Origin of the sequence: Deinococcus sp. AJ005, assembly GCF_009017495.1 — a bacterium.
In the GTDB taxonomy this organism is placed as follows: Bacteria; Deinococcota; Deinococci; order Deinococcales; family Deinococcaceae; genus Deinococcus.
Genome location: NZ_CP044990.1, coordinates 2233571 through 2254721 on the forward strand (window position 1 = coordinate 2233571; position 21151 = coordinate 2254721).

A 21151-nucleotide genomic window follows, 5' to 3' on the forward strand; every position below is an offset into this window, starting at 1 on the left:
AACGATCCCCAGTAGGGGACGCTTAAGCCGTTGCGCCCCTGACCTCCTTCTCGGAGTCGGGGGCTTTTTTTAGCCAGTCCATACAGGAGACCCTATGACCACCGAAACCCAGCCCGCAACTGCATCAGCACAGAAACTCCCCCGCACCCTGACCCGTGATCTCGCGCAGCACGACGGGCAGACCGTGCGCCTGCAAGGCTTCGTCCACGCCCGGCGCGATCTGGGCGGCGTGCAGTTCGTGGTGCTGCGCGACGTGTCCGGCATTACCCAGTGCGTGGGCAGCGGCCTCGCATTGCCTCTGCCCGAGAGCAGCATCGAGGTGATCGGCAAGGTCAAGGCGCACCCCAAAGCGCCGGGCGGATTTGAGGTGCAGATCGAGGACTTCAAGGTGGTCAGCGCCGCCGTGGAAGCGCCGCCCCTCGAAATCCCCAAGATGGAATGGAACGTCAACCCCGAGACCATGCTGGATTACCGTTACGTCTCGCTGCGCGGCCTGCGCGAACGGGCGGCGCTGAAGGTACAGGGCGAGATCGTCTACGGCTTCCATACCTACCTGCGCGAAAACGGCTTTACCGAGATCAGCACGCCCAAGATCGTCTCGGCGGGGGCGGAGGGCGGCGCGAACCTGTTCAAGCTGGATTACTTCGGCGAACAGGCGTATCTGGCGCAGAGTCCTCAGCTTTACAAGCAGATCATGGTGGGCGTCTTCGAGCGGGTGTACGAGGTGGCCGCCGTCTATCGCGCCGAGGAACACGCCACCAGTCGCCACCTGAACGAATACCTGTCGCTGGACATCGAAATGGGCTTTATCGACAGCGAGGAAGATGTCATGGCCCTTCAGAACGGCCTACTGGCGTCCATCATGGAGCGGCTGCGCGAGACCAGCGCCGGGGAGTTTGAGCTGCTGGGTGCGACGATTCCCGACGTTCCGGCCCACATCCCGCGCATCCCGTTGATGGAAGCCCGCGCACTGGTGACCGAGAAATACGGGCATCAGGTCGGCGGTAAAGATTTAGACCCGGAAGCCGAACGTCTGCTGAGCCAGCACTTCGCGGAAACCGAGGGCAGCGATTTCGTGTTCGTGACCAAGTACCCGCGCGCCGCCCGGCCCTTCTACACGCACGCCGATCACAACGCGGACGGCACACTGAACCCTGATCTCACGCGCGGCTACGATCTGCTGTTCCGGGGCATAGAGATCACCTCCGGTGGGCAGCGCATCCACAATTACGCCATGCTGATGGACTCGATCCGCGCCTACAAGATGAACCCCGACGCCATGACCGGTTACTCAGAGGTCTTCAAATTCGGCATGCCCCCGCACGGCGGTTTCGCCATCGGGGCCGAGCGGTTGACAGCCAAGCTGCTGGGCATTGCCAACGTGCGCTATGCCCGCGCATTCCCCAGGGACCGGAACCGCCTGACGCCCTGACTTTCAGCGGCCCCTCACACACGAGTAGAGGGGGCGATGCAAAGCGGCGGAGACAAGCCGTACCCTCCACCATCATCTTAAAAAGCAGGGCAGAGACTGGCCGTCCATCGGCTCACCTCTGCCCTGCTCTATCCTGCACGTTCAGGTTTTACGCGTCGTGTTCGTGTTCCATCATGTCCGGGGTATGGGCGTGGCCGTGTTCCAGTTCCTCGGCGCTGGCGTCACGCACGCCCACCACAGTCACGTCGAAGTTCAGGACCTCGCCGGCCAGCGGGGGGTTGAAATCCACCTTGACCATGTCGCCGTTCAGTTCCATGACCGTGAAGGGAATCACGCTGCCGTCCTCGGCCTGCGCGTAATACGTTTCACCGATCTCGATGTCGTCCTCGAAATCCTCGCGGGCCAGTTCCTCGGTGTTGTCCTCGTCGCGCTCGCCGTAACCGTCCTCGGGCTGCACGGTCACCTGCATGGTGTCGCCCTCGCCCTTGCCTTCCAGCGCCTTTTCCAAGCCTGGAATGATGTTGCTATGGCCGTGCAGATAGGTCAGCGGCTCGCCGGGTTCACTCTGATCGACAACCTCGCCCTTCACGGTCAGCTTGTAATCCAACTCGACAACTTTGTCCTGTTCAATGTTCATATGGCCCTCCATGTCTCGTCCGGCGGCAGATGCCAATGGCTCGGGACGAGTTTTCTCGCCCGAAGAGTGTAACGCTTCGGGATGAGCGGCGCGGCCCCCGGCCCTACGGCTTCGCTTCACGGACGGATGGATGCCGGGCCAGCCCTCTATGCTGACCCCCATGTCTGCCCCCACTTCTTCCGGCCACCCCTTCCCGATGCACGTCAGCGTGGCCGAGGCCCGCGAAATGCTGGCCACGCTGCTGCCCGAACTGGAGACCGAGACCGTGCCTATCGCTCAGGCGCTGGGCCGCACCCTGGCCGCCGATCTGGAGGCCCTGGTCAGCCATCCCAGCGCCACCGAGAGTGCCCTGGACGGCATCGCCGCGCGTGAGGCGGACACGCTGAGCGCCAGCGCCGAGGCCCCGGTACGCCTGAAGATCGTGGGCGAGAGCCGCGCCGGAATGCCGTTTGATGGCCGCGTGGGCGCGGGCGAGTGCGTGCGGATCTACACGGGTGCGCCGCTACCGCGCGGGGCGGACGCGATCTGTCCTGTCGAGGAATTGGCCGATGGCGGCCCCGAACACGTCCATCTACTGCGCCCCGCCTTTCCCGCCGACGTGCGCCCCGAGGGCGGCGACTTCCGCGCGGGCGAAACAGTGATGCGCGCTGGCCTGCGCCTGAGCGCCCCCCGCGTGGCGCTGGCCGTCTCGCTGGGCCACGCCCGCCTGCCGGTGCGCCGCAAATTGCGCGTGGCGCTGCTGTCCACCGGGGACGAGGTGATTGAGCCAGGGTTACCTCTGCAAGCGGGTCAGGTCTACGACAGCAACCGCGTGGGCCTGTCGGCCATGCTGGAGGAAAGCGGCTGCGAGGTCATTGAGCTGGGCCACGCCCCCGATAGCCCGGCGTCTCTACAGGCGGCCATCGCAAGTGCGGGCGGCGCGGACATGCTGCTGACCAGCGGCGGCGTCAGCATGGGCAAGTACGACTTCATGCGCGATCTGTTGATCGAACGTGGCCGGGTCTCCTTCTGGAAGGTGCGGATGCGGCCCGGCGGCCCGGCCATTCTGGGCGGCTGGAACGGCCTGCCCGTCTTCGGCCTGCCAGGGAATCCAGTCAGCAGTCTGGTGGTCTTCCACGTCATCGTGCGCCCCGCCCTGACCGGGCAGCCGGTGCAGAGCCTGAAACTGCGCGCCGCCACGCCCTTTCGTGGCCTTAAAGACAAGACCGCCTTCTGGCGCGGTGTCATTACAGACGGAGAGGTGAGCGATTACGGCCCCCAAGGCAGCGGCATCCTGCGTTCGCTGAGCGACGCCGACGCGCTGGTGATCGTGCCGGAGGGCGGCGGTGTGCAGGCCGGAGACGTGGTGGACGTGGTGCTGCTGTAGACGCTCTAAATCTCAGTCCAGACCCGGCAACCCAGGCAGGATGGTGTGATCGTCCGCGAAGTGGCGGACAAAATAGCCCTGCTGCCTGGAAGGGCTGCATCTGGATACGCGCCTTGCCGATCACATTGCAGGACGACTGGTGGCGGATCACGCCAATCTAGACAGCGCTGAGGACAAAGCAGAATTCCACCCGCGTCTGTCCTTAAAAAACTCTAATGTATTGAAGTGAAGACACTCCTCCTCCCAATTCTCAGCATCTCCCTGCTGCTTGCCGCCTGTGGTAGCGGCACTCCACAGCCCGCCGCCGACATCACCGCGCCCGCCGTTGGCCTGAACGCCTCCCAGAGTGGAACCAGCGTCAACCTGCTGGCCACGGCCACCGACAACGTGAAGGTCACCAAAGTGGAGTTCTACCGGGGCAGCACCCTGATCAGCACCGACGATTCCGCGCCCTATGCGGCCATTGCCACCGTTTCAGCCGCCGACAATGGCAACGTGACCTACACGGCCAGAGCGTTTGATGCCGCAGGCAATGTAGGGCAGGGCAGCAAGACAATTACGGTGAGCGTGACGCCGCCTCCTGCCACCAAGAAGCTGTATCAGGGCGTATGGAGCTGGGCCATTGGTGACCTGGCCTCCAGGGCAGTGATCGACAGCGGCGTGACGGTGTTCGCGGATGAATTTGCCAGCGAAGGCCGGACCATTGCCTTTGGGGTGTATGCCAACCAGACAGAGCTTGCAGCCGAAGGCACGGGCAAGTTCGGCGCGGCCCTGATGGGTCCCGTGGTTCAGGCAGGCAATTTGGACGTGGGCTTCTTTCTGGGCACGGACGAGAATGCCGGAATCTTTTTCATCGGTCAGGACAGCGACAACACACTGGGCGTGTTCCAGGGTAAAGCCGCTTTCGAGGGAACGGGCAACATCGCCACCGCCACCAATGAAGCAGGGCAGGCTGTGGCGATAGCCCTGGTCCAGGTGAGCGACACGGTCCCCACCAGTGCAGCGGCGCGGGATGGGTTAAATATGCAGGGCAAGCGAATGGCAGCGCAGGCACTGCAAGCCGCTTTCGTCAGCCCCGCTCAGGCCACCGCCAAGGCCAATCCGGCACTGTTCAGGGCCATGCAGCAAAAGCTTCAGCTTAACCGCTGAGTCAACACCACATCCAACGAAATGCGGCCCCGTGAACCAGCGGGGCCGCATTTCAATTCACTGGGTTCAGTCTGCCGCTTGTGCCTTCTCTTCCGCCGGGTACACTTCCAGCACGCCCGCTGCGCCCATGCCGCCGCCGATACACATGGTAATCAGCGCCTTGCCGCCGCCGCGCCGTCCGAGTTCGTAGATGGCCGTCGTCGCCAGCTTCGCGCCGCTGCATCCCAGCGGGTGGCCCAGCGCAATCGCGCCACCGTTGACGTTGGTGATCTCCTCGTTCAGGCCCAGTTCACGGATGACCGCGAGGCTCTGGGCGGCGAACGCCTCGTTCAGCTCAATCAGGTCAATGTCGGCCAGGGTCAAACCCACCTGCTTCAGCACCTTCGGAATGGCCTTGACCGGGCCGATGCCCATCAGTTCGGGGTCCACGCCCGCCACTGCGAAGCCCAGGAACTTGGCGAGGGGCTTGAGGCCCAGCTCCTGCGCCTTGTCGCCGCTCATCATCAGCACGGCGGCGGCTCCGTCAGAAAAAGGACTGGCGTTGGCTGCCGTCACGCTGCCAGTGGTCTTGAAGGCGGGGCGCACCTTCGCCATGTCCGCCAGGTTGGCGTCGCGGCGGATCAGCTCGTCCTTTTCAAACGGAACGGTCTCGGACTTGATCTTGGTGCCTTTCACGGTGTCTTTCTCCACCGGGACGGCCACGATCTCGGCGTCAAAGCGTCCGGCGTCCTGGGCGGCGGCGGCGCGTTGGTGACTGCGGAAGGCGAAGGCGTCCTGATCGGCGCGGCTGATGCCGTACTTGTCGGCCACATTCTCGGCGGTCATGCCCATGCCAATGTACGAGCCGGGGCGGCTGTCCACCAGATCAGGGTTGGGGCTGGGGTTGTGGCCGCTCATGGGCAGCATGCTCATGCTTTCCACACCTCCGGCCAGCATCACTTCCGCCTGTCCAGTCTGGATGGCCGCCGCCGCCATAGCAATGGTCTGTAGCCCGCTGGAGCAGAAGCGGTTGACGGTCACGCCGCCCACGCTGTCGGGCATTCCGGCACGCAGTGCGGCGAGGCGGGCCACATTCAGGCCCTGCTCGGCTTCGGGAATGGCGCAGCCCAGGTAGACGTCTTCCACCAAAGCGGCATCAATTCCGGCGCGGCGCACGGCCTCGTTCATGACCAGTGCGGCCAGATCGTCGGGGCGGGTATTGGCGAGGGTGCCTTTAATGCCGCGTCCCACGGGGGTACGGACGGCGGATACGATTACTGCGTCTTTTAGATTCATGGTTTACTCCTTGAAAGGGCTAGAGGCTAGAGGCTAGAGGTTGCTCTATTTCCGATGCTAGTTCAATAATTTTCGGAAATAAATTATTTTGGTATGCATGTTCAAGGTCTTGCAAACAGGCTTCGGCTAGAGCTGAAATTCCTTGAGAAAAACTGCCTAAGTCTGCAAGCTGAATGGTCTTACCAGGCTCGGTCAGCAAATCGGCATCACCAATAAGATAAATGGACTTTTAGGTAACTGATTCTGTGTAAGTCAGAATGCAAACTTCGCCACGGACCATTCCCCAATATAGAAACCTGCCCAACCGATTTGGCTCGCATTCGTATATAAAATTTAAGTTCCAGCAGAAGACAAGACCCTCCGCATCTTTTAATTCAATGGTAGACGAGGCATGGATTTCACCTTCGGCAAATGAACCTGTCCAAGATGTTTCGCCTTTAGACTCAACTAGATTTTTCTTCTGAAGCTGTTCAGATTGAGCCAGAGAGCTACTCCGAAACTTCTCCCAGAGCGAATCCAATGCCCGCGATACACAAAGTTCTTCAGGAGTCATACCTTCACCCCCGGCAAAACCCTCGCTATGAACGCCTCCAACTCCGCGTCATATTTCTGCGGATTGATGTTCCAGCAGCGGATGTGTTTGGCCCCCTCCACACGGTGGTATTCCACCAGATCGGGGCGGGCGGCGGCCAGCGCGTCGGACTGGCGGATGGGAATGGTGGCGTCGCGCGTGCCGTGCCACAGCAATATGGGCAGGTTGAAACTGGGGGCGGCGGCCAGTTGATCCACCACATCAAAATCCTGCCCGCTGCGCCGCGTGACCAGAAACTGCACGAAGTTGCCGATGTGACGCGCCATAAACGTGGGAATGCCGTAGCGCTGCCCGTTGCTGCGGATGGTGTCGCGCCAGTCCAGCGCCGGGCAATCCAGCGCCACGCCCGTCACTGGAATCGGATACGGCTGATACCGGGGCCGCAGCACGCACAGCGCGACGTTACCGCCCATGCTGAAGCCGTACAGGATAGCCCGTTTGTACCCGGCAGTTTTAGCCCACTCCAGCGCGGAAATCACGTCGGCAGCCTCGCCGTCGCCCAGGCTCAGGTAGCCCTTGCCCACACGCGGCGCACCGTGCGCGTTGCGGAAGGTGACGAACAGCGAGGCCACCCCTGCCCTCCGCAACGCCGGAAGCATCCTCAGCGCCTGCGCCCGCTGCCCGCCGTGACCGTGAATGACGATGGCAATGGCATCCTTCTCGCCCGACACGGCGGGAATGTGCCACGCGGGCATCTCCCCGACTTCCGTATGAACCGCCGTGTGCTGGAACGGGATGCCCAGTTGCTGCGGCGTGCCGTTATAGACGAAGGTGGAGACCCACGCCAGCGAACCGTTGGGCAGCACGCCGCGCTCCTCCAGAATCTCGCGCCGCACCAGCGTTCCGGCCAGTTTGGGCGGCCCCAGAATCGCGTGACCCTTGTTCGGCAGCAGCGGCACGATGCCCACCACCCCGCGCGACAGCGTTTCCGGCGAGGCAGGCAGATACACCGAATTGCCCCGCCGCCCCACCGGAACGAACTCGCCCTTCACCCGCCGCGTCTTGGACCGCAGGGTAATCTCTGCGCCCAGGAACGCGCCGCTCAGGACGGCTACCGTATAAGAGAAAGCAGCCCAGCCCAGTGCGCGGCGGCGATTGATCTGGCGGATTCGGGTGAGGATGGACACAGGGCATTCTCCTACGAAGGGGCGAGGTGAAACTCCAGCTCTGCCTCCCTGCGAACAGAGAGGGAGAGGAAACTCAGTTCCGCAAAGGCTTCCCAGTCTTCAGCATGTGGTCAATCCGCTGTTGCGTTCCCTTCTTGCCCAGCAGGGTCAGGAAGGATTCGCGTTCCAGATCCAGCAGATGCTGCTCGGACACCTTTGCGGTGCGGTTGTTGCCCGTGCCGCCGCTGAGAACCTTGCCCAGCTCGTGGCTGACCACCAGATCGTAATCGGTGATAAATCCACCCTGGTGCATGCCATACAGCGCACTTTTCAGCGCGGCGATGGCGGCGTCGCCCATCACGGGGATGTCCTGACGGGGGATGGGTTGCACGTAGCCGGGGGCCAGCGCCAGCACCTGCCGCTTGGCTTCCATGATGATGTGATTCTTGTTCATGGCGATGGTGTCGGTGTCGCGCAGGAAGCCCAGATTGCGGGCCTCCAGGGCGCTGGTGGAGGTCTTGGCGGTGCCGATCAACTCAAAGGCACGCTGCACGGCGGGCAGCATGGTTGCGCCGATCTGCTGGCCGGGGTGCAACTGATCGGTGAAGCGCAACAGCATTTCCTTGGTGCCGCCGCCGCCCGGAATCAGGCCGACGCCCACTTCCACCAGACCCATGTATAGCTCCGCCGAGGCAACGACATGATCGGCGTGCAGCGTGAATTCCGCGCCGCCGCCCAGGGCCAGCCCAAACGGCGCGGCGACGGTGGGATGCGGGGAAAAACGCAGTGAGGTTGTCGTCTGCTGGAACTGCTTGATGGAGTCGTCCAGCTCGTCCCACTCGTCCGCCTGCGCCTGCGAAAGCACCAGCGGCAGGTTGGCCCCGGCGCTGAAGTTCTCGCCCTGGTTGCCCAGTACCAGCCCGGCATACCCCATCTCCTGCACCAGTTTGTGGCCGTCCTGCACGGCGCGGAGCTGATCCTCGCCCAGCGCGTTCATCTTGGCGTGCCATTCCACCAGCAACACGCCGTCGCCCAGGTCAATGACACTGGCCCCGCCGCGCTTCTTGACCACCTTGGAGGCGTCTTTCTTAAGATCAGTCAGGATGAAATACGGCGCTTCGTACTTCGTCGGCTGGCCTTCGGGAGTAACCGTTTCGTTACCCTCATAGAACTTCTCGCGCCCGCTGTCCTTCATGGCCTGGAGCAGCGGCGGCAGCGTGCGGCCCTCGCCTTCCAGATTGGCGATGACGGTCTGCACGCCCAGAGTGTCCATCGTCTCGAACGGCCCCTGCTCCCAGCCGAAGCCCCATTTCAGCGCGTTGTCGATGTCCTGCAAACGGTTGGAAACATTTCCGGCCATCTTGGCGGCGTACCAGAAGCCGTCGTTCATCACGCCGCGCAGGAATTCACCTTCCTTGCCCTCGGCGGTGTAAAGGGTCTTCACGCGCTCGGCCAGCGGCTTGCCCTTGACGGCTTCCACGGCGTCCACCTTCACGCGGCCCTGATCCTCGTATTCCATCGTATCCAGATTGAGGTTCAGGATTTTGGTCTTGCCCTTTTCATCTTTGGTCTTCTTGTAAAAGCCGCTGCCGGTCTTGTCGCCCAGCATCTTCTTGTCTTCCACAAGGGTGCGGAAGCTGTCAGTCAAGCTGAAATCCTCGTCGTCAGGCGTGACCTTGCCGATGTCGTTGGCGACGTGGTAGATGATGTCCAGCCCCGACAGATCAGCCGTGCGGAAGGTGGCGGAGTTGGCGCGGCCCAGCACGGGTCCGGTCAACTGATCCACCTGCGCGGGGGTCAGCCCGGCCTCCTGCATGTGCTTCATGGCGCGGATGATGCCGTACACGCCAATGCGATTAGCAACAAAGCCCGGCACGTCGTTGGCGATGACGACACCTTTGCCCAGCGTGGTTTCGGCAAATTCGCTGAAGGTTTCCACGATCTTGGGATCAGTCTTGGGCGTGGGAATGACTTCCAGCAGATGCAGGTAGCGCGGCGGGTTAAAGAAGTGCGCGCCCACAAAACGGCGCTGGAAATCCTCACCTCGGCCCTCAATTTGCAGGTGCATGGGAATACCAGACGAGTTGCTGGAGATGATGGCGGTCTTCTTAGCCACCTTCTCCACGCGCTCCCACAGGCTGCGCTTGGCGTCCAGTTTCTCGATGATGGCTTCCAGCACCCAGTCAGCGTCCTTGAGTTTCGCCAGATCGTCTTCCAGGTTGCCAGGAGTGATCAGGGCGGCGCGGGCCTTGTCCATAAAGGCGGCGGGACGGGCCTTCAGGGCACGCTGAATCCCCTGTTTCGCCAGAAAATTACGGTCCGGGTTGCCTTCCAACACGATGTCAAGGAGCATCACGGGAATGCCCGCGTTGGCGAGTTGCGCGGCGATGGCAGCGCCCATCACACCCGCACCAATTACGGCAGCTTTCTGAATCTTCATGGAACCTCCTAGAGAGACGGCGAATAAGACAGAGTGGGAACAATAAATTTAGACTCGGTTCAAAGTTTAGTGCAAGCCAGGGTTCATTGTCCACCGCAGAAGTGAGGCGAAACCTTTATCTGGTCTGGTTCAGCCTGTCTGCACCTTCGGTTTACGGCAACGTCAATGCCTATGTCCCAGCACACGATTCTTCCAGCCTCCCCTACGTGTTCCGAGAGCGAGTTCGATCCTGCACGGGGTTTGGAGCGTGATCATGGACCGATCACGTTCCCCCTTCTATGCTGTCTTTGTTGCTGACTGGAGGTCCACTATGAAATCACCTGTCTGGTCCCGCCCCGCCCACTTGCTGACCGCCCCGCTGGCCCTGGCTGCCGTGGCGCTGGCGGCTGGCCCGTACACCGTCCAGTGGAACGGGAAGACCGTTTCCGGCGACGCCATCATGCAGGGCGGCAAAACCTATGTCAGCGCCGAGGCCCTTAAAAATGCAGGCATCGGCGTGAGCGTCAGGGGCAACGTGGTCAGTCTGGCTCCCATCGGCGGCGCAAATGAAGTCGGGGCCGTCGAGGGCTGCCTGAATCAGCAACTGTTCAACGGCGTGTGGCGCTTCAAGGTACTGTCGGTGGTGCAGAGCGGGCCGCTGTGGCGACTGAAGGTGGAAATGAAATTCGGCAGTGCCACGGGCGGTTACAGCACCAGCGGCACGGGCATCCTGGGCTACAACCTGCAAATGGAAAGCGGCAAAGTGATTCCCGTGAACAACAGCGTGCTGGAATTGCGCGACAGGGCTTTCATTCCCGGTGAGGGCTTCACGACGACGCTGGACTTTGAGGCGGGTGCGGGCGACGGTAAACCCAGGAAGCTGGTGGTCCCCGTCGATCCGCAGGGCATCGCCAGCACCAGCCTGAACTACTCAGTCAAAGACCCGTCGTTCCGGGTGGACCTGACCTGCAAGAAATAACAGCCTACCGGGCCACCAGCCACGTCTGGGTCTTCGTCTCTAGGTCTGAAAAAGAGTCAAAGCCCAGTGCCTGTGCCGCTCCGTCCGCCTCACCAGTCTCCGCAAAAGCCAGTGCCAGACGCATCGGGACGTCTTTGCCACAGGTATCGGCCAGAAATTCGACAAGGCCCAGGCCCTGCGCGTAGACGTACTTCCACTGGCTTTCGGGAACGGCGTTGAAGTCGGCCAGTTCAAAGAGCGGTACCCAGTCTGCCTTGGCATATCCAGCCACGCGACCACGGCGGCTCTCGGCGGCTCCTGGCGTCCAGTACGCCCTTGAGACGAAATCGGCCAGCCCCTCGTGCAACCACCAGGGAATGCGCTTGTCTTTCCCCTCGCCTGCCGCCGCCGAGACGCTCAGGTGCGTGAATTCGTGAGACAGCACGCGCAACAGTTCCTGATCGGGATTCGCGCCGCCCGGCAACACCAGCTTGATCGCCTCGCCCGGCTCGTTCCAGCCGCCGACGGGTTGCAGCGACAGGGCGACGCTGGCGCTGAGGACCGCCATATCGGGGTAAACCTTGACGGTGGCGGCGTCTGGCACTTCCATACCCAATGTGTCACGCACGCGGACAGCGGCCTGTGAGAGCAATGGCGCGATGATGGCGGCCCGCTCTGGAAGACCCGGCATGTCCAGCGCCAGCAGCGAATATTTTCCGGCGGGCAAGGCTTGTAGAGATTCGCCGCCGTAGCGCCAGACCTCGCCCACTTTGAACAGCGTGACCGGCAGCAACACCCGCGACATCTGCCCAGGTACGCGCTCCCAGCTCAGGCTCAGGCGGGCGCTGGCCTGTGGGCCATCCAACCTGATCCCGGAAAAGAGGTACGTGGCGGTGGGCTGCGGCACCCGTCCCAGATCGGCGGCAAAATTGGGGCCTTCCACCGCGAACGTGCCCTCTGCGTGCAGCAGTCTCTGGTAGCCGGAAGCGTCCCCGGCCCGCGCGGCAGCTTGCAGTGCCCCGGCCAGCGCTTCGGGCGTGGTCTGGGCAAAAGCCGTCTGGACACAGGCCAGTGAGATCAGCAGGACAAGAAGCAGCAGGCGCATCCGCTCAGGGTAGCGGGAAAGGCAGCGTGGCGGACCAGCACCGCTTCCTGCACGCCACGCGCGGAACCCGTCTCTCTTCTCCCCGCGTCCACTCGGATCAACCCGTCCTCGAATCAACCCGCTTTTGCAACAGATTTCATCGAAGCTGGTGTCAGTTGATCAATTGCTTGACGAAGAAGACTGCCACCAGTCCCGCCAGGGCCAGCAATGCAGCCACACTCAGGCGGCGGTCCCTGTTCCAGGCAGTCACCGCCACCCATAGCGCCGCCAGCACCGGCACCGCGCCGATCCAGGCCACGCCCACGGCAGCCAGTCCAGGGAACAGCACGCCCACCGCCAGCAGCGCCACGCCCACCCAGAATCCGGCGGGATACAGCCAGGACGGCAGGCCCGCAATTTCGGCAGATTTGTCGGTCACGCGCTCCCCCAGTACTTCCACAGCAACTGAATGGCGGTAAAGATCAGCAACAGGCTGAAGACCAGCTTCAATCGGTCAGCGGGAATGCGGCTCTGTAATCCAGCCCCCGCCCGCGCGCCGATCAACACGCCCAGCGCCACTCCACCGGCCAGCCGCAGGTCCAGCAGCCCCCCGGCCTGATACACCAGCGCGTTGCCCACGGCAGTCAGGCCCATGATAAAGGTACTGGTGGCAATCGCCTCGCGGATCGGGACCCCGGCCATCAGGTTCAGGACCGGGACCTGCACGGTGCCGCCGCCGATGCCCAGCAGGCCGCTCATGATTCCGGCGAAGGTCATGGCGGGGGTCACCAGTCGGCTGGGTTCACGTTCGGCCTCTACCCGCTTCAATCCGCGCAGCAGGTTGTAAGAGGAGTACAGCAGCAGCAAAGCGAACACGGTGGCCACCGCCCGCGCGGGCAGCACCAGGCCCAGGAAGCTGCCCACCGCGCCGCCCGCAATGGTGTACGGCGAGAGCAGGTAGCCGGTGCGGGCGCGCACCAGACCGCGTTGCAGATACGCGGCAGCCCCGGAAAGGCCCACCGCCAGCACCCCGATCTGGCTGATCGCCACGGCCTGCCCGATGGTCACGGCATGCCCGAAGCGCGGCAGCACGAATTCCAGGGCGGGCACCACCACCACGCCGCCCCCCAGGCCCAGGATCGCGCCCAGCACCCCAGCCAGCAGGCCCACACCGATCATGGCCAGCGTCAACGCGGAAATCAAGGTTGCATCACGGCCCAGAGGCTAACACGGCGGGAGGGCCAGGAGTCCTGTCTGTCCGTCCTGAAGTCTGCCGCGCCGCTCCCGCTGACGGGTTGGACCCCCGGCGGACAGTTGACTCCGGCCTGCTGTGGCAGCATGGAGGATGTGAACCCTACTTTTCTCCCCCGCACCGCCCTGATCACGGGTCTGATCATCGGCGCGCTGAACATCGTCTTCGGTGGCGTGGAATACGGCTTTGCCAACCTGCCCATCTGGTTTTATCTGGTGCAACTGCTGCTGATTCCAGCCATGCTGGTGCCGATGTTCTACTTTCCGCAGGCCGCCGTCGCGCGCGATTTTCTGCGCCGGGCCGCCTACTTTGCCATGGGCTGGGCCGTCCCCTTTGCCATCTACAAGTTCTCGCTGGACGTGCTGAGTCCCAATTTCAGCCCCGCCGCCTCGCTGCTCAGCTACCTTGTCGTGATCGCCGCCTTCTCGCTGATCATGGCCGCCGTCCGCAAACCCATCAAATAAACCGTCTTCAAAAGTAAGCGTGGGCCAGAGAAAAACTTCTGGCCCACGCTCATATGTTGTTTCCAGCTCAGCCCGGCCCTACCTCGTACACAGCCTGCCAGGGCTTGTAGACCGTGCTGGTCTTATCGGTCCGCACGCCACTGGCATCCTTGATGGTGCGGGTGATGTAGAGGTTGTAGCCGTCCGCTGCCCAGTCCACCTGTTTGCTGGTGCCGGGGCGCAGGTTCGGATTGACCACGTATTTGGGGGCAGGGTGCGCCGTGCGAGACAGGATCACGGCGGGGCTGACCGTCACGGTACGCGCCTGCTTGATGCCCCAGACCTGCACTTCCAGTCGGCTGGCCGCGTCATTGTTGATGGTCTTGATCAGCAGCGGGCCGCCCGTGTCGTTGCCAAATTTGAGGTCCAGGCCCGGATCGTAGACGGCGGCTTCAAAGCCCACCTGCGGCTCGTAGTAGCCCACGCGGTAGCTGTGCTGGTTGCGTTCCTCGACAGGCAGCCCCGCGCCGTACATCGCGCGGAACACTGTGGTGCTGACCTGACACACGCCACCTCCCAGACCGTCCACCGTCCGCCCATCCGCGATGATCAGGCCACCCACGAAGCCGTTCCCCTCAGTGATGCCCCCCAGATTGGCCAGAAAGCTGAAGGTGCCGCCCGCCGGAACCACCGCACCGTTGATCTTGGCGGCGGCGTTGGCGACATTGGTGCGGCGCTCGGGGCTGCTGTGGTAGTAGGTGCTGACTCCCGTGTGGATCAGGGTCAGCTTGCTGGCGTCAGGCAGTTGTGCGGCGGTCAGGACCGGACGGACCTTCTTGGAGGCGAGAACCACGCTGGATTTGGACGGGTCCAGCACGCCCGTCTGGAAGGCCGCGTAGGCCGAGGTCTGGGTCACGCGCCCGGCCTGTTCGGGTACCTTGACCAGAGCGCTGCCTTTGAAGGCGAAGCGGGCATTCTGTGCGGGCTGATCGATCACACCCGTCAGCAGCGCGAAGGCGCGTTTCATGGCCGGCTCGTCTGCCACGATCCCCTGCGGCCTGACCCAGTACAGGTTGGCGACTTGCAGCGGGGTCAGCACACCCTTGCGCGTGGTTCCGTCCAGCGTGACGCCGAAAGGCCGCATCAGCGCATTGCCCTGATCGGCGTAGTTCTGGAGGGCCTCGGCGGTGTACTGCGCCTCCCACTCCTTCACTGGAATCTGAATGCTGGTGGCGGTGGGCGTGGCCGCGTAGGTGCTGGCAGCGGTGGCCGCATCGTACTGGCGACCCGGCGCGTCTTTGGCTGTCACGGCGTACTTCAGGGTTGTCTTGTTAAAAGCCACGGCAGCGTTCTTCGGCTGCACGTTCAGGTTGGCAGTGAGGCTGGACAGGGCGGCCTTGGCCACAGCAGGATCGACAGCGGCGATCAGCGGAAAGTTCTGCGGCTGCTCCTGACCGACCATACCCTTGACGCGCTCCACCAGGGTGCGGGCCGCACTGACCTTCTCGGCGGCGGCCACACTGGTTGCGGCGTCGGCGTGCCAGCCGAGCTGATCGGCCCCCAGGGTCCAGGTCTGCGGCCCAGCCGCGACCGTGACCTGCGGGGCGGCAGCGGCGCGTTCACCGAGAGCCGCAATAGCCTGCTGCGGCGTCAGGCCGCCCACATCCACCCCGGCCACGCTCAGGCCCGGCGCGAGTTTTTCATCGGAACTTGCCGCAACGCCCATGGCCAGCGCCCCACCCAGGAGCGCCACCATCGGTATACCCACTAACCAGAACTTCACGCCTCACAGTGTAAGGAAGTTCACCCCCACAATTTGAGGGATTTCCACACTCTGTCGCGTTTTCCGGCTGTATTGCGCCCCTGTTCGCCCTACACGGACATCAAAAAAGGCTGGAGGCCAGTCCGCAGACCCGCCTCCAGCCTCATTAACAGATGAGGTTACTCGCTCTGTTTTTCCTCGGCCTGCGCGGCCAGTTCGGCCTGACGCTCGGCACGGGGATTGACGCCGTTCAACACGCGCGTAAAGGCGTCCACCACGGTGTCGATCTGTTCTTTCGTAATGGTGATCGGGGGCAGGAAACGGACCACCAGCGGCGTGGCGGCCAGCGCCATCACGCCCTCGTCATGTTCCAAGGCGGTGATGTAGGGCGCACTCTTTTCCTTGAGTTCCACCCCGATCATCAGGCCCATGCCGCGCACCTCGCGGATCTTGGCCGAGTCGATGGCGCGCAGGCGGTCCATAAAGTACGCGCCCTTCTCGCGGGCCTGCTCGGCCATGCCCTCATTTTTCATGGCGCGGATGGCGGCTATGCCGGCGGCCATCGCCAGCGGGTTGCCGCCGAAGGTGGTGCCGTGTCCGCCTGCGGGCATCTTGTCGGCCACGGCGGCGGTCATGGCAAAGGCCCCGATGGGCACGCCCCCAGCCATCGCCTTGGCCAGCGTCATGCCGTCGGGCACCACCTGACACTGGCTGTCCACTTTGCAGCCGCAGCGAATGCCGTCGGCGTCCTGGCACTCCTGGGCGCAGAAGTGTTCCACGGCAAACATCTTGCCCGTGCGGCAAAACCCGGTCTGAATCTCGTCCAGAATCAGCAGGGCACCCTTCTCGCGGGTCAGCTCGCGGGCCGCCCGCAAGAACTCCACGTTGCTGGGCCGCACCCCGCCTTCTCCCTGGACCGGCTCCATGATGACGGCGGCCACGTCTTCGGTGATGGCGGCCCGCAGTTCTTCAATGTTGCCGTAGGTGACGAATGAAACGTGTTCGTTGTCCACCGCCGCGCCGAATGGCTCGCGGTATTTGGGTTCCCAGGTCAGGGCCAGTGCGCCCAGCGTGCGGCCCGAAAAACCGCGCTTCATGCTCACGAAGCGGGTGCGCCCGGTGGCGGTGATGGCAAACTTCTTGGCCGCTTCCACCGCTTCCGTGCCGGAGCTGCACAGGAAAACCCTGTCCAGGCCAGCAGGCAGCACGCTGGTCAGTTCCTGCAAAAACTCCCCGCGCTTGTCGTTGGGCACGCTCTGGGGCATGACCATCAGCTTGCCCGCCTGCTCCTGAATGGCTGCCACCACGTCCGGGTGGCTGTGGCCGATGTTGGCGACGCCGTAGCCCGCCACGCAGTCGATGTACGAGCGTCCGTTCTCGTCCCACACCGTTGCGCCCAAGCCGCGCACCATCACCACTTCATGCTTGTTGTACACGCCACTGTCGTACTTCATCTCGGCGTCCAGCCACTTGCTGTTGGTCTTGCTTTCAGGGGTTGCGGTCATAAAATCCTCCGTGTGCCTTCAGTGTAGGCGTCGTCAATGGGAAAGTCGGTAAGGTGTCCAGCCTATCGGTCAGAGGAAGCCACAGGTCAGGCCGGGGCAGGCTGGCGGGGGCGTCTGGACCGCAGATTCAGCAGCGCCAGCCCGGCCAGGATCACGCCCACACCAACCACCGAGAGCAGGCCCACCCGCTCCCCGGCCACCGCCCCCCAGAACAGCCCCCAGACGGGCAGCAGATAGGTGACGGCGGTGACCTGCGTGCTGGACACGCGCGCGAGTAGGCCGTAGTAGAGCAGGTAGGCAAAACCGCTGCCGAACACGCCCAGAAACAGCATGGACAGCACAGCCTGTGAAGTCAGCGCGGACGGCACGGGGCCGAGCAGTGCGGCGGGCAGCAGCATCAGCCCGGCCAGCGACAGTTGGGTGGTCGCCAGCCCCACCGGATTCTGGCCACCCAGCGTGCGTTTGGCCACCACCGTCGCCAGCGCATACCCCAACCCCGCTGCCGCCAACACGCCCACGCCCAGCGCCGAGGCATGGCCGCCGCTCAGCCCTCCTGCCACGGTCAGGCCCACACCGCCCAGACCCAGCAGCACGCTCAGGATCACGCGGGCGCTGGGAGCAATCTCGCGCACGCCCAAGCTGATCATCAGCGTGAACAGCGGCGTGGTGGCGTTCAGGATGGCCGCAATGTTGCTGGACACGGTCTGCTCACCCCAGGCGAAAAAGGTCCACGGCACTACGTTGTTGAAAAAGGCCACCAGCAGCAGCGGTCTCCACAGGCTGGCAGGAGGCAGGGTGTGGCGGCCCAACCGCAGCGCCATCCACAGCACCGCCGCACCGAACACGCACCGGAGCAGCGCCATCCACAGCGGCGGAAAGACCTCGCCGCCCCACTTGATCAGCAGAAACGAGATGCCCCACACGGCAGAGAGCAGAAAAAGCTGGAAGGCGTCCTGACGGGTCACGGCCTGACTCTAGCGGGATCGGGCACGGCAGGGTTGGGAATGGCAGGACGCAGGCGGGCCAGTTCCGGCGTCAGAGCGGGCCAGTCTTCGGTCTGATCAGTCATGGGCTGCCAGTTTTCCTTGCCACTCCAGCGTTCCACCGCCAGCGAGTAGACACTGGTGCACGCCAGATCGGCGTCCAGAATCGGGCGGGTCTGCTGGCCGATCCGCAGGTCAGGAAATAACCTTTCGGAGAGAACGCGCAAAGCCTCACGGGCTTCCTCCCGGTCTGTCAGGAGGCGGGCTGTGCCAAAGGCCACGGCGCTACGGTACTGCACACTCAGTTCCAGCGGATTGTTGCTGGGCAGCAGACACCCGATTTCCGTGGCCTCGAAGGTGGTGGGGTGGCCCAGGTGTTGACTCTGGCCCACATTCGCCCACAGCCGCCCAGTGATGTTGGTGTGGTACACGATGTCGTGCGCTTCGGGACGGTAGGCGAAGGCCAGCGTGGTGATGAAGGGGAAAGGCTGCCCGTCCTCCGACTGCCAGACGGTGGCCACCCGTCCGATGCCCACGCGGGCCAGCAATTCCTGAATCCAGGCGTCGTCGCGGCGATTCTGCGGGCGGCGGCTGACGGACGGGTCACGCTGCTGGGGATCGTAGAAATCGGTCACGGCAACTCTTTCGCAAAGTGATGTGCCGTGATGTTCATACCGTGCTTGAGGTACTGACGGTGGGCGGTAAAGCGGGCCGGGCCAACGCCGGAATCGAGGTGCAGGGCAACGCAACCCAGATGCAACGCCTCGGCGTCCAGCCACTCCAGCAGCGCGCGGGCGTGACCCCTGCCCCGTGCGTCTGGCAGGGTGGACAGGTCATCCAGGTACAGGATTCGCCCATAAGCCAGCATCTCCATCACGCGGTATCCGGCTACGGCGGCAGCGTCCGTGCGTCCCTTCTCGAACGCGCCCGCCAGTCGGTAGCCCTTGGCCTGGGTAGCGGCCAGATGTGCGGCAAAACTCGCCTCATTTTCAAGTGCGGGCGAGTGGGAACGCAATTCACGCAGGGCGGGCAGAGCCAGAGCAGCGTCAGCGGCGGAAATGGCGCGAACATGGTTCATTCCCCTACACTAGCCCGATGGTGGCCCCCCAAAAAGCTCCACTTCAGACCAAACAAAGCAGTCCACTCACGGGCGATCTGCCCATTGCGCTGAATCTGAAACGCGGCGTGGAGCAACCCCTGCACGCGCAACTGGCCGAACAGTTGCGGGCAGCGGCGCTGTCAGGGGCGTTGCCAGCGGGCCTGACCCTGCCCGGTTCACGCACGCTGGCCGCCGGACTGGGCGTGACGCGTGGAGTGGTGGCCGACGCCTACGCCGAACTGGTGGCCGACGGTACGCTGGAGACGGCGGTGGGACAGGGAACGCGCGTCTCGCTGGGCGCGGCACAGGCCAGAGCTGTGGGCGGCGGCGCACCCGGCTGGTTCGTGCCCCCGCAAGGTGCCCCCGTGGACGGTCCCCGTCAGCCCGGAGGCATCCACTTCCGGGCCGGGGTGGCGACGACAGCCACGCTGGACATCCGGGCGTGGCGACAGGCATGGGCGGCTGCGGCGCGGGCCGACGTTCCGGGCGATTACGGCAATCCGGCAGGGGAACCGGAATTGCGCGCGGCGCTGGCCGCGTTCGTGGGGCGCTCGCGCGGGCTGGGTGCCACGTCAGAGCGCGTGCTGGTCACGGCGGGCAGCCTCCAGGCCCTGAATCTGATTCTGCGGCTGCTTCCCCCCGCCTCTGCGGTACTGTTCGAGGCCACCGGCTACCGCGCCGCGCGGCAGGCCATTCTGGACGCCGGACACACCCTGATCCCGCTGGAACAGGATGCGGACGGCCCCATCATCACCCCCGAAACGCCGCCCGCCCGGCTGGCCTACGTAACACCCAGCCACAGCTTTCCCCTCGGTGGGCGCATGAGCGTGCCGCGCCGACTGGCCATGCTGGAATGGGCCACGCAGCACGACGCGCTGATCGTGGAGGACGATTACGACGGCGAATTCCGTTACGGTGCGCCGCCCCTGCCCACCCTGGCAAGTCTGGATTCCCAGGTCAGCCGGGTCCTCTACCTCGGCACGCTATCCAAGGTCCTGACGCCGGGCCTGCGGACGGGCTTCCTGATCGGCCCGCCCGCGCTGATGCCCACGCTGGTGCGCGCCCGCACCTTGCTGGATTCGGGCCACCCGCTGCCCGTCCAGCACGCGCTGCTGCATCTGCTGAAAACGGGCGAGGTAGACCGCCACATCCGCCGCACGCGCCGCTGGCACGCCGGGGTGCGGGCAGTGCTGACCCGGATTCTGGAACCGCTGGCCCCGCGCGCCACGCTGGGCGGCATCGAGGCCGGGTTACATGTCTGCCTGTTCCTGTCCCCGCCGCTGGACGCGCGGGCCGTGGCCGCCGAACTCTCGGGGCGCGGTGTCCATGTGTCCACGCTGGATACCTACACCTTCGCCGGGGCCGTACCAAACGCCCTGCTGCTGGGGTACGGCGGTCTGACCATTCAGCAGGCGGAAGCGGGCGCGTGGGAGATCGTTCAGGTCATTTCTGGAACAACTTAACGCCGGCCCTTGACCAGCCAGGCGTGTTCCTCGATGCCCGCCGCCTGATTCGCGGCCCGCGCCATCACGAACAGCAGGTCCGACAGGCGGTTCAGGTAAATCTGCACTTCCCTGTTGGCCTCCTCCACTTCCAGCAGGCGGATCACCTCGCGTTCGGCGCGGCGGGCCACCGTGCGGGCGATGTGCAGCGTGGCGGCGGCGGGCGTGCCGCCGGGATGAACAAAGCCAGTGAACGGCGGCGCGGCCTCCTGGTAGCGGTCGATCATCGCCTCCAGAAAAGCGGCGTCTTCAGCGTCGATCCGGCTGATCTTCTTCTCGTAGACCGTGCCGGGGCGGGTGGCGAGGTCTGCGCCCAGATCGAATAGCGCGTTTTGCAGGTATTCCAGATCGGCGTCCAGCGTGGCGTCTGGCTTGTGGCTACGGGTGTTGTGGGCGCGGGCCAGACCGATGGCGCTGTTCAGCTCATCCACAGTGCCGTAGGCCTCCACGCGCGGGTGCGTCTTGCTCACGCGGTCCGCGCCGTAAAGGCCAGTGGTGCCGCCGTCGCCTGTCTTGGTGTAGAGCTTCATGGGGCACAGCGTAGTGGGTTTGGGAGCCATGGGGTGTGGGAACGGCAAAAAAGACCG

At 64.0% G+C, this 21151-nt stretch carries 20 protein-coding genes; 6 read left to right on the top strand and 14 right to left on the bottom strand.

Annotated elements, in window-relative coordinates:
- Positions 1-94: 94 nt before the first annotated feature.
- Complete coding sequence (gene aspS / locus DAAJ005_RS12740) at positions 95-1432, top strand: aspartate--tRNA(Asn) ligase (protein ID WP_151847437.1); 1338 nt, start codon at positions 95-97, stop codon at positions 1430-1432.
- Between the two features lie 148 nt (positions 1433-1580).
- On the opposite strand, the gene DAAJ005_RS12745 is transcribed toward aspS, so the two are convergent.
- The gene (locus DAAJ005_RS12745; RefSeq protein ID WP_151847438.1) at positions 1581-2069 is read right to left on the bottom strand and encodes a peptidylprolyl isomerase; all 489 of its coding nucleotides are present in this window, start codon (positions 2067-2069) and stop codon (positions 1581-1583) included.
- 160 nt (positions 2070-2229) lie between these two features.
- Here DAAJ005_RS12745 and glp point away from each other — a divergent pair, with 160 nt between their 5' ends.
- Complete coding sequence (glp, locus tag DAAJ005_RS12750; protein ID WP_151847439.1) at positions 2230-3435, top strand: gephyrin-like molybdotransferase Glp; 1206 nt, start codon at positions 2230-2232, stop codon at positions 3433-3435.
- 225 nt (positions 3436-3660) lie between these two features.
- Positions 3661-4584, top strand: coding sequence for an Ig-like domain-containing protein (locus DAAJ005_RS12755; protein ID WP_151847440.1), 924 nt, complete (start codon positions 3661-3663; stop codon positions 4582-4584).
- A 66-nt stretch (positions 4585-4650) separates the two neighbouring features.
- Here DAAJ005_RS12755 and DAAJ005_RS12760 read toward each other — a convergent pair whose 3' ends face one another.
- The 4 genes from DAAJ005_RS12760 to DAAJ005_RS12775 all read right to left on the bottom strand — a co-directional run bounded on the left by DAAJ005_RS12760 (position 4651) and on the right by DAAJ005_RS12775 (position 9997).
- Positions 4651-5859, bottom strand: coding sequence for a thiolase family protein (locus tag DAAJ005_RS12760; RefSeq protein ID WP_151847441.1), 1209 nt, complete (start codon positions 5857-5859; stop codon positions 4651-4653).
- A gap of 229 nt (positions 5860-6088) precedes the next feature.
- Positions 6089-6412, bottom strand: coding sequence for a hypothetical protein (locus DAAJ005_RS12765; RefSeq protein WP_151847442.1), 324 nt, complete (start codon positions 6410-6412; stop codon positions 6089-6091).
- Positions 6409-7578: a S9 family peptidase gene (locus DAAJ005_RS12770; RefSeq protein ID WP_151847443.1), complete on the bottom strand. Its 1170-nt coding sequence runs from the start codon at positions 7576-7578 to the stop codon at positions 6409-6411. Before DAAJ005_RS12770 ends, DAAJ005_RS12765 begins: the two co-directional genes overlap by 4 nt.
- 73 nt (positions 7579-7651) lie before the next feature.
- On the bottom strand, positions 7652-9997 hold the full coding sequence (locus DAAJ005_RS12775; protein ID WP_151847444.1) for a 3-hydroxyacyl-CoA dehydrogenase/enoyl-CoA hydratase family protein: 2346 nt from the start codon (positions 9995-9997) through the stop codon (positions 7652-7654).
- A 310-nt stretch (positions 9998-10307) separates the two neighbouring features.
- On the opposite strand from DAAJ005_RS12775, the gene DAAJ005_RS12780 reads away from it, so the two are divergent.
- A complete protein-coding gene (locus DAAJ005_RS12780) occupies positions 10308-10955 on the top strand; it encodes a hypothetical protein (protein ID WP_151847445.1) in 648 nt (215 codons plus the stop codon).
- 4 nt (positions 10956-10959) lie between these two features.
- Here DAAJ005_RS12780 and DAAJ005_RS12785 read toward each other — a convergent pair whose 3' ends face one another.
- From DAAJ005_RS12785 to DAAJ005_RS12795, 3 genes are all read right to left on the bottom strand, one after another.
- On the bottom strand, positions 10960-12039 hold the full coding sequence (locus DAAJ005_RS12785; RefSeq protein WP_151847446.1) for a hypothetical protein: 1080 nt from the start codon (positions 12037-12039) through the stop codon (positions 10960-10962).
- A 151-nt stretch (positions 12040-12190) separates the two neighbouring features.
- The gene (locus DAAJ005_RS12790; protein ID WP_226342415.1) at positions 12191-12457 is read right to left on the bottom strand and encodes a hypothetical protein; all 267 of its coding nucleotides are present in this window, start codon (positions 12455-12457) and stop codon (positions 12191-12193) included.
- A complete protein-coding gene (locus DAAJ005_RS12795) occupies positions 12454-13221 on the bottom strand; it encodes a sulfite exporter TauE/SafE family protein (protein ID WP_075833938.1) in 768 nt (255 codons plus the stop codon). Before DAAJ005_RS12795 ends, DAAJ005_RS12790 begins: the two co-directional genes overlap by 4 nt.
- A gap of 144 nt (positions 13222-13365) precedes the next feature.
- On the opposite strand from DAAJ005_RS12795, the gene DAAJ005_RS12800 reads away from it, so the two are divergent.
- On the top strand, positions 13366-13734 hold the full coding sequence (locus DAAJ005_RS12800) for a hypothetical protein (protein WP_151847448.1): 369 nt from the start codon (positions 13366-13368) through the stop codon (positions 13732-13734).
- 67 nt (positions 13735-13801) lie between these two features.
- Here the strand turns inward: DAAJ005_RS12800 and DAAJ005_RS12805 are convergent, their stop codons facing one another.
- The 5 genes from DAAJ005_RS12805 to DAAJ005_RS12825 all read right to left on the bottom strand — a co-directional run bounded on the left by DAAJ005_RS12805 (position 13802) and on the right by DAAJ005_RS12825 (position 19041).
- Positions 13802-15496 carry a VanW family protein gene (locus DAAJ005_RS12805; RefSeq protein ID WP_151847449.1) on the bottom strand — a complete coding sequence of 565 codons (1695 nt, stop codon included), beginning with the start codon at positions 15494-15496 and terminating at the stop codon, positions 13802-13804.
- Between the two features lie 158 nt (positions 15497-15654).
- Positions 15655-16980 (bottom strand): aspartate aminotransferase family protein, encoded by a 1326-nt coding sequence (locus tag DAAJ005_RS12810; protein ID WP_151847450.1) that lies wholly within the window; start codon positions 16978-16980, stop codon positions 15655-15657.
- An 86-nt stretch (positions 16981-17066) separates the two neighbouring features.
- Positions 17067-17945: a DMT family transporter gene (locus DAAJ005_RS12815; protein ID WP_151847451.1), complete on the bottom strand. Its 879-nt coding sequence runs from the start codon at positions 17943-17945 to the stop codon at positions 17067-17069.
- On the bottom strand, positions 17942-18598 hold the full coding sequence (locus DAAJ005_RS12820) for a pyridoxamine 5'-phosphate oxidase family protein (protein ID WP_151847452.1): 657 nt from the start codon (positions 18596-18598) through the stop codon (positions 17942-17944). The genes DAAJ005_RS12815 and DAAJ005_RS12820 overlap by 4 nt, the downstream gene beginning before the upstream one ends.
- Positions 18595-19041, bottom strand: coding sequence for a GNAT family N-acetyltransferase (locus DAAJ005_RS12825; protein WP_151847453.1), 447 nt, complete (start codon positions 19039-19041; stop codon positions 18595-18597). The genes DAAJ005_RS12820 and DAAJ005_RS12825 overlap by 4 nt, the downstream gene beginning before the upstream one ends.
- 17 nt (positions 19042-19058) lie before the next feature.
- On the opposite strand from DAAJ005_RS12825, the gene DAAJ005_RS12830 reads away from it, so the two are divergent.
- Complete coding sequence (locus tag DAAJ005_RS12830) at positions 19059-20525, top strand: PLP-dependent aminotransferase family protein (RefSeq protein WP_151847454.1); 1467 nt, start codon at positions 19059-19061, stop codon at positions 20523-20525.
- Here DAAJ005_RS12830 and DAAJ005_RS12835 read toward each other — a convergent pair.
- On the bottom strand, positions 20522-21094 hold the full coding sequence (locus tag DAAJ005_RS12835) for a cob(I)yrinic acid a,c-diamide adenosyltransferase (protein WP_151847455.1): 573 nt from the start codon (positions 21092-21094) through the stop codon (positions 20522-20524). The genes DAAJ005_RS12830 and DAAJ005_RS12835 overlap by 4 nt on opposite strands.
- Positions 21095-21151: the final 57 nt, after the last annotated feature.

Excerpts from the sequence above, each read along its gene's own strand:
- aspS (WP_151847437.1), top strand. The coding sequence starts at position 95 with ATGACCACCGAAACCCAGCCCGCAACTGCATCAGCACAGAAACTCCCC.
- DAAJ005_RS12745 (WP_151847438.1), bottom strand. The coding sequence starts at position 2,069 with ATGAACATTGAACAGGACAAAGTTGTCGAGTTGGATTACAAGCTGACC.
- glp (WP_151847439.1), top strand. The coding sequence starts at position 2,230 with ATGTCTGCCCCCACTTCTTCCGGCCACCCCTTCCCGATGCACGTCAGC.
- DAAJ005_RS12760 (WP_151847441.1), bottom strand. The coding sequence starts at position 5,859 with ATGAATCTAAAAGACGCAGTAATCGTATCCGCCGTCCGTACCCCCGTG.
- DAAJ005_RS12765 (WP_151847442.1), bottom strand. The coding sequence starts at position 6,412 with ATGACTCCTGAAGAACTTTGTGTATCGCGGGCATTGGATTCGCTCTGG.
- DAAJ005_RS12775 (WP_151847444.1), bottom strand. The coding sequence starts at position 9,997 with ATGAAGATTCAGAAAGCTGCCGTAATTGGTGCGGGTGTGATGGGCGCT.
- DAAJ005_RS12780 (WP_151847445.1), top strand. The coding sequence starts at position 10,308 with ATGAAATCACCTGTCTGGTCCCGCCCCGCCCACTTGCTGACCGCCCCG.
- DAAJ005_RS12785 (WP_151847446.1), bottom strand. The coding sequence starts at position 12,039 with ATGCGCCTGCTGCTTCTTGTCCTGCTGATCTCACTGGCCTGTGTCCAG.
- DAAJ005_RS12810 (WP_151847450.1), bottom strand. The coding sequence starts at position 16,980 with ATGACCGCAACCCCTGAAAGCAAGACCAACAGCAAGTGGCTGGACGCC.
- DAAJ005_RS12825 (WP_151847453.1), bottom strand. The coding sequence starts at position 19,041 with ATGAACCATGTTCGCGCCATTTCCGCCGCTGACGCTGCTCTGGCTCTG.
- DAAJ005_RS12830 (WP_151847454.1), top strand. The coding sequence starts at position 19,059 with ATGGTGGCCCCCCAAAAAGCTCCACTTCAGACCAAACAAAGCAGTCCA.
- DAAJ005_RS12835 (WP_151847455.1), bottom strand. The coding sequence starts at position 21,094 with ATGAAGCTCTACACCAAGACAGGCGACGGCGGCACCACTGGCCTTTAC.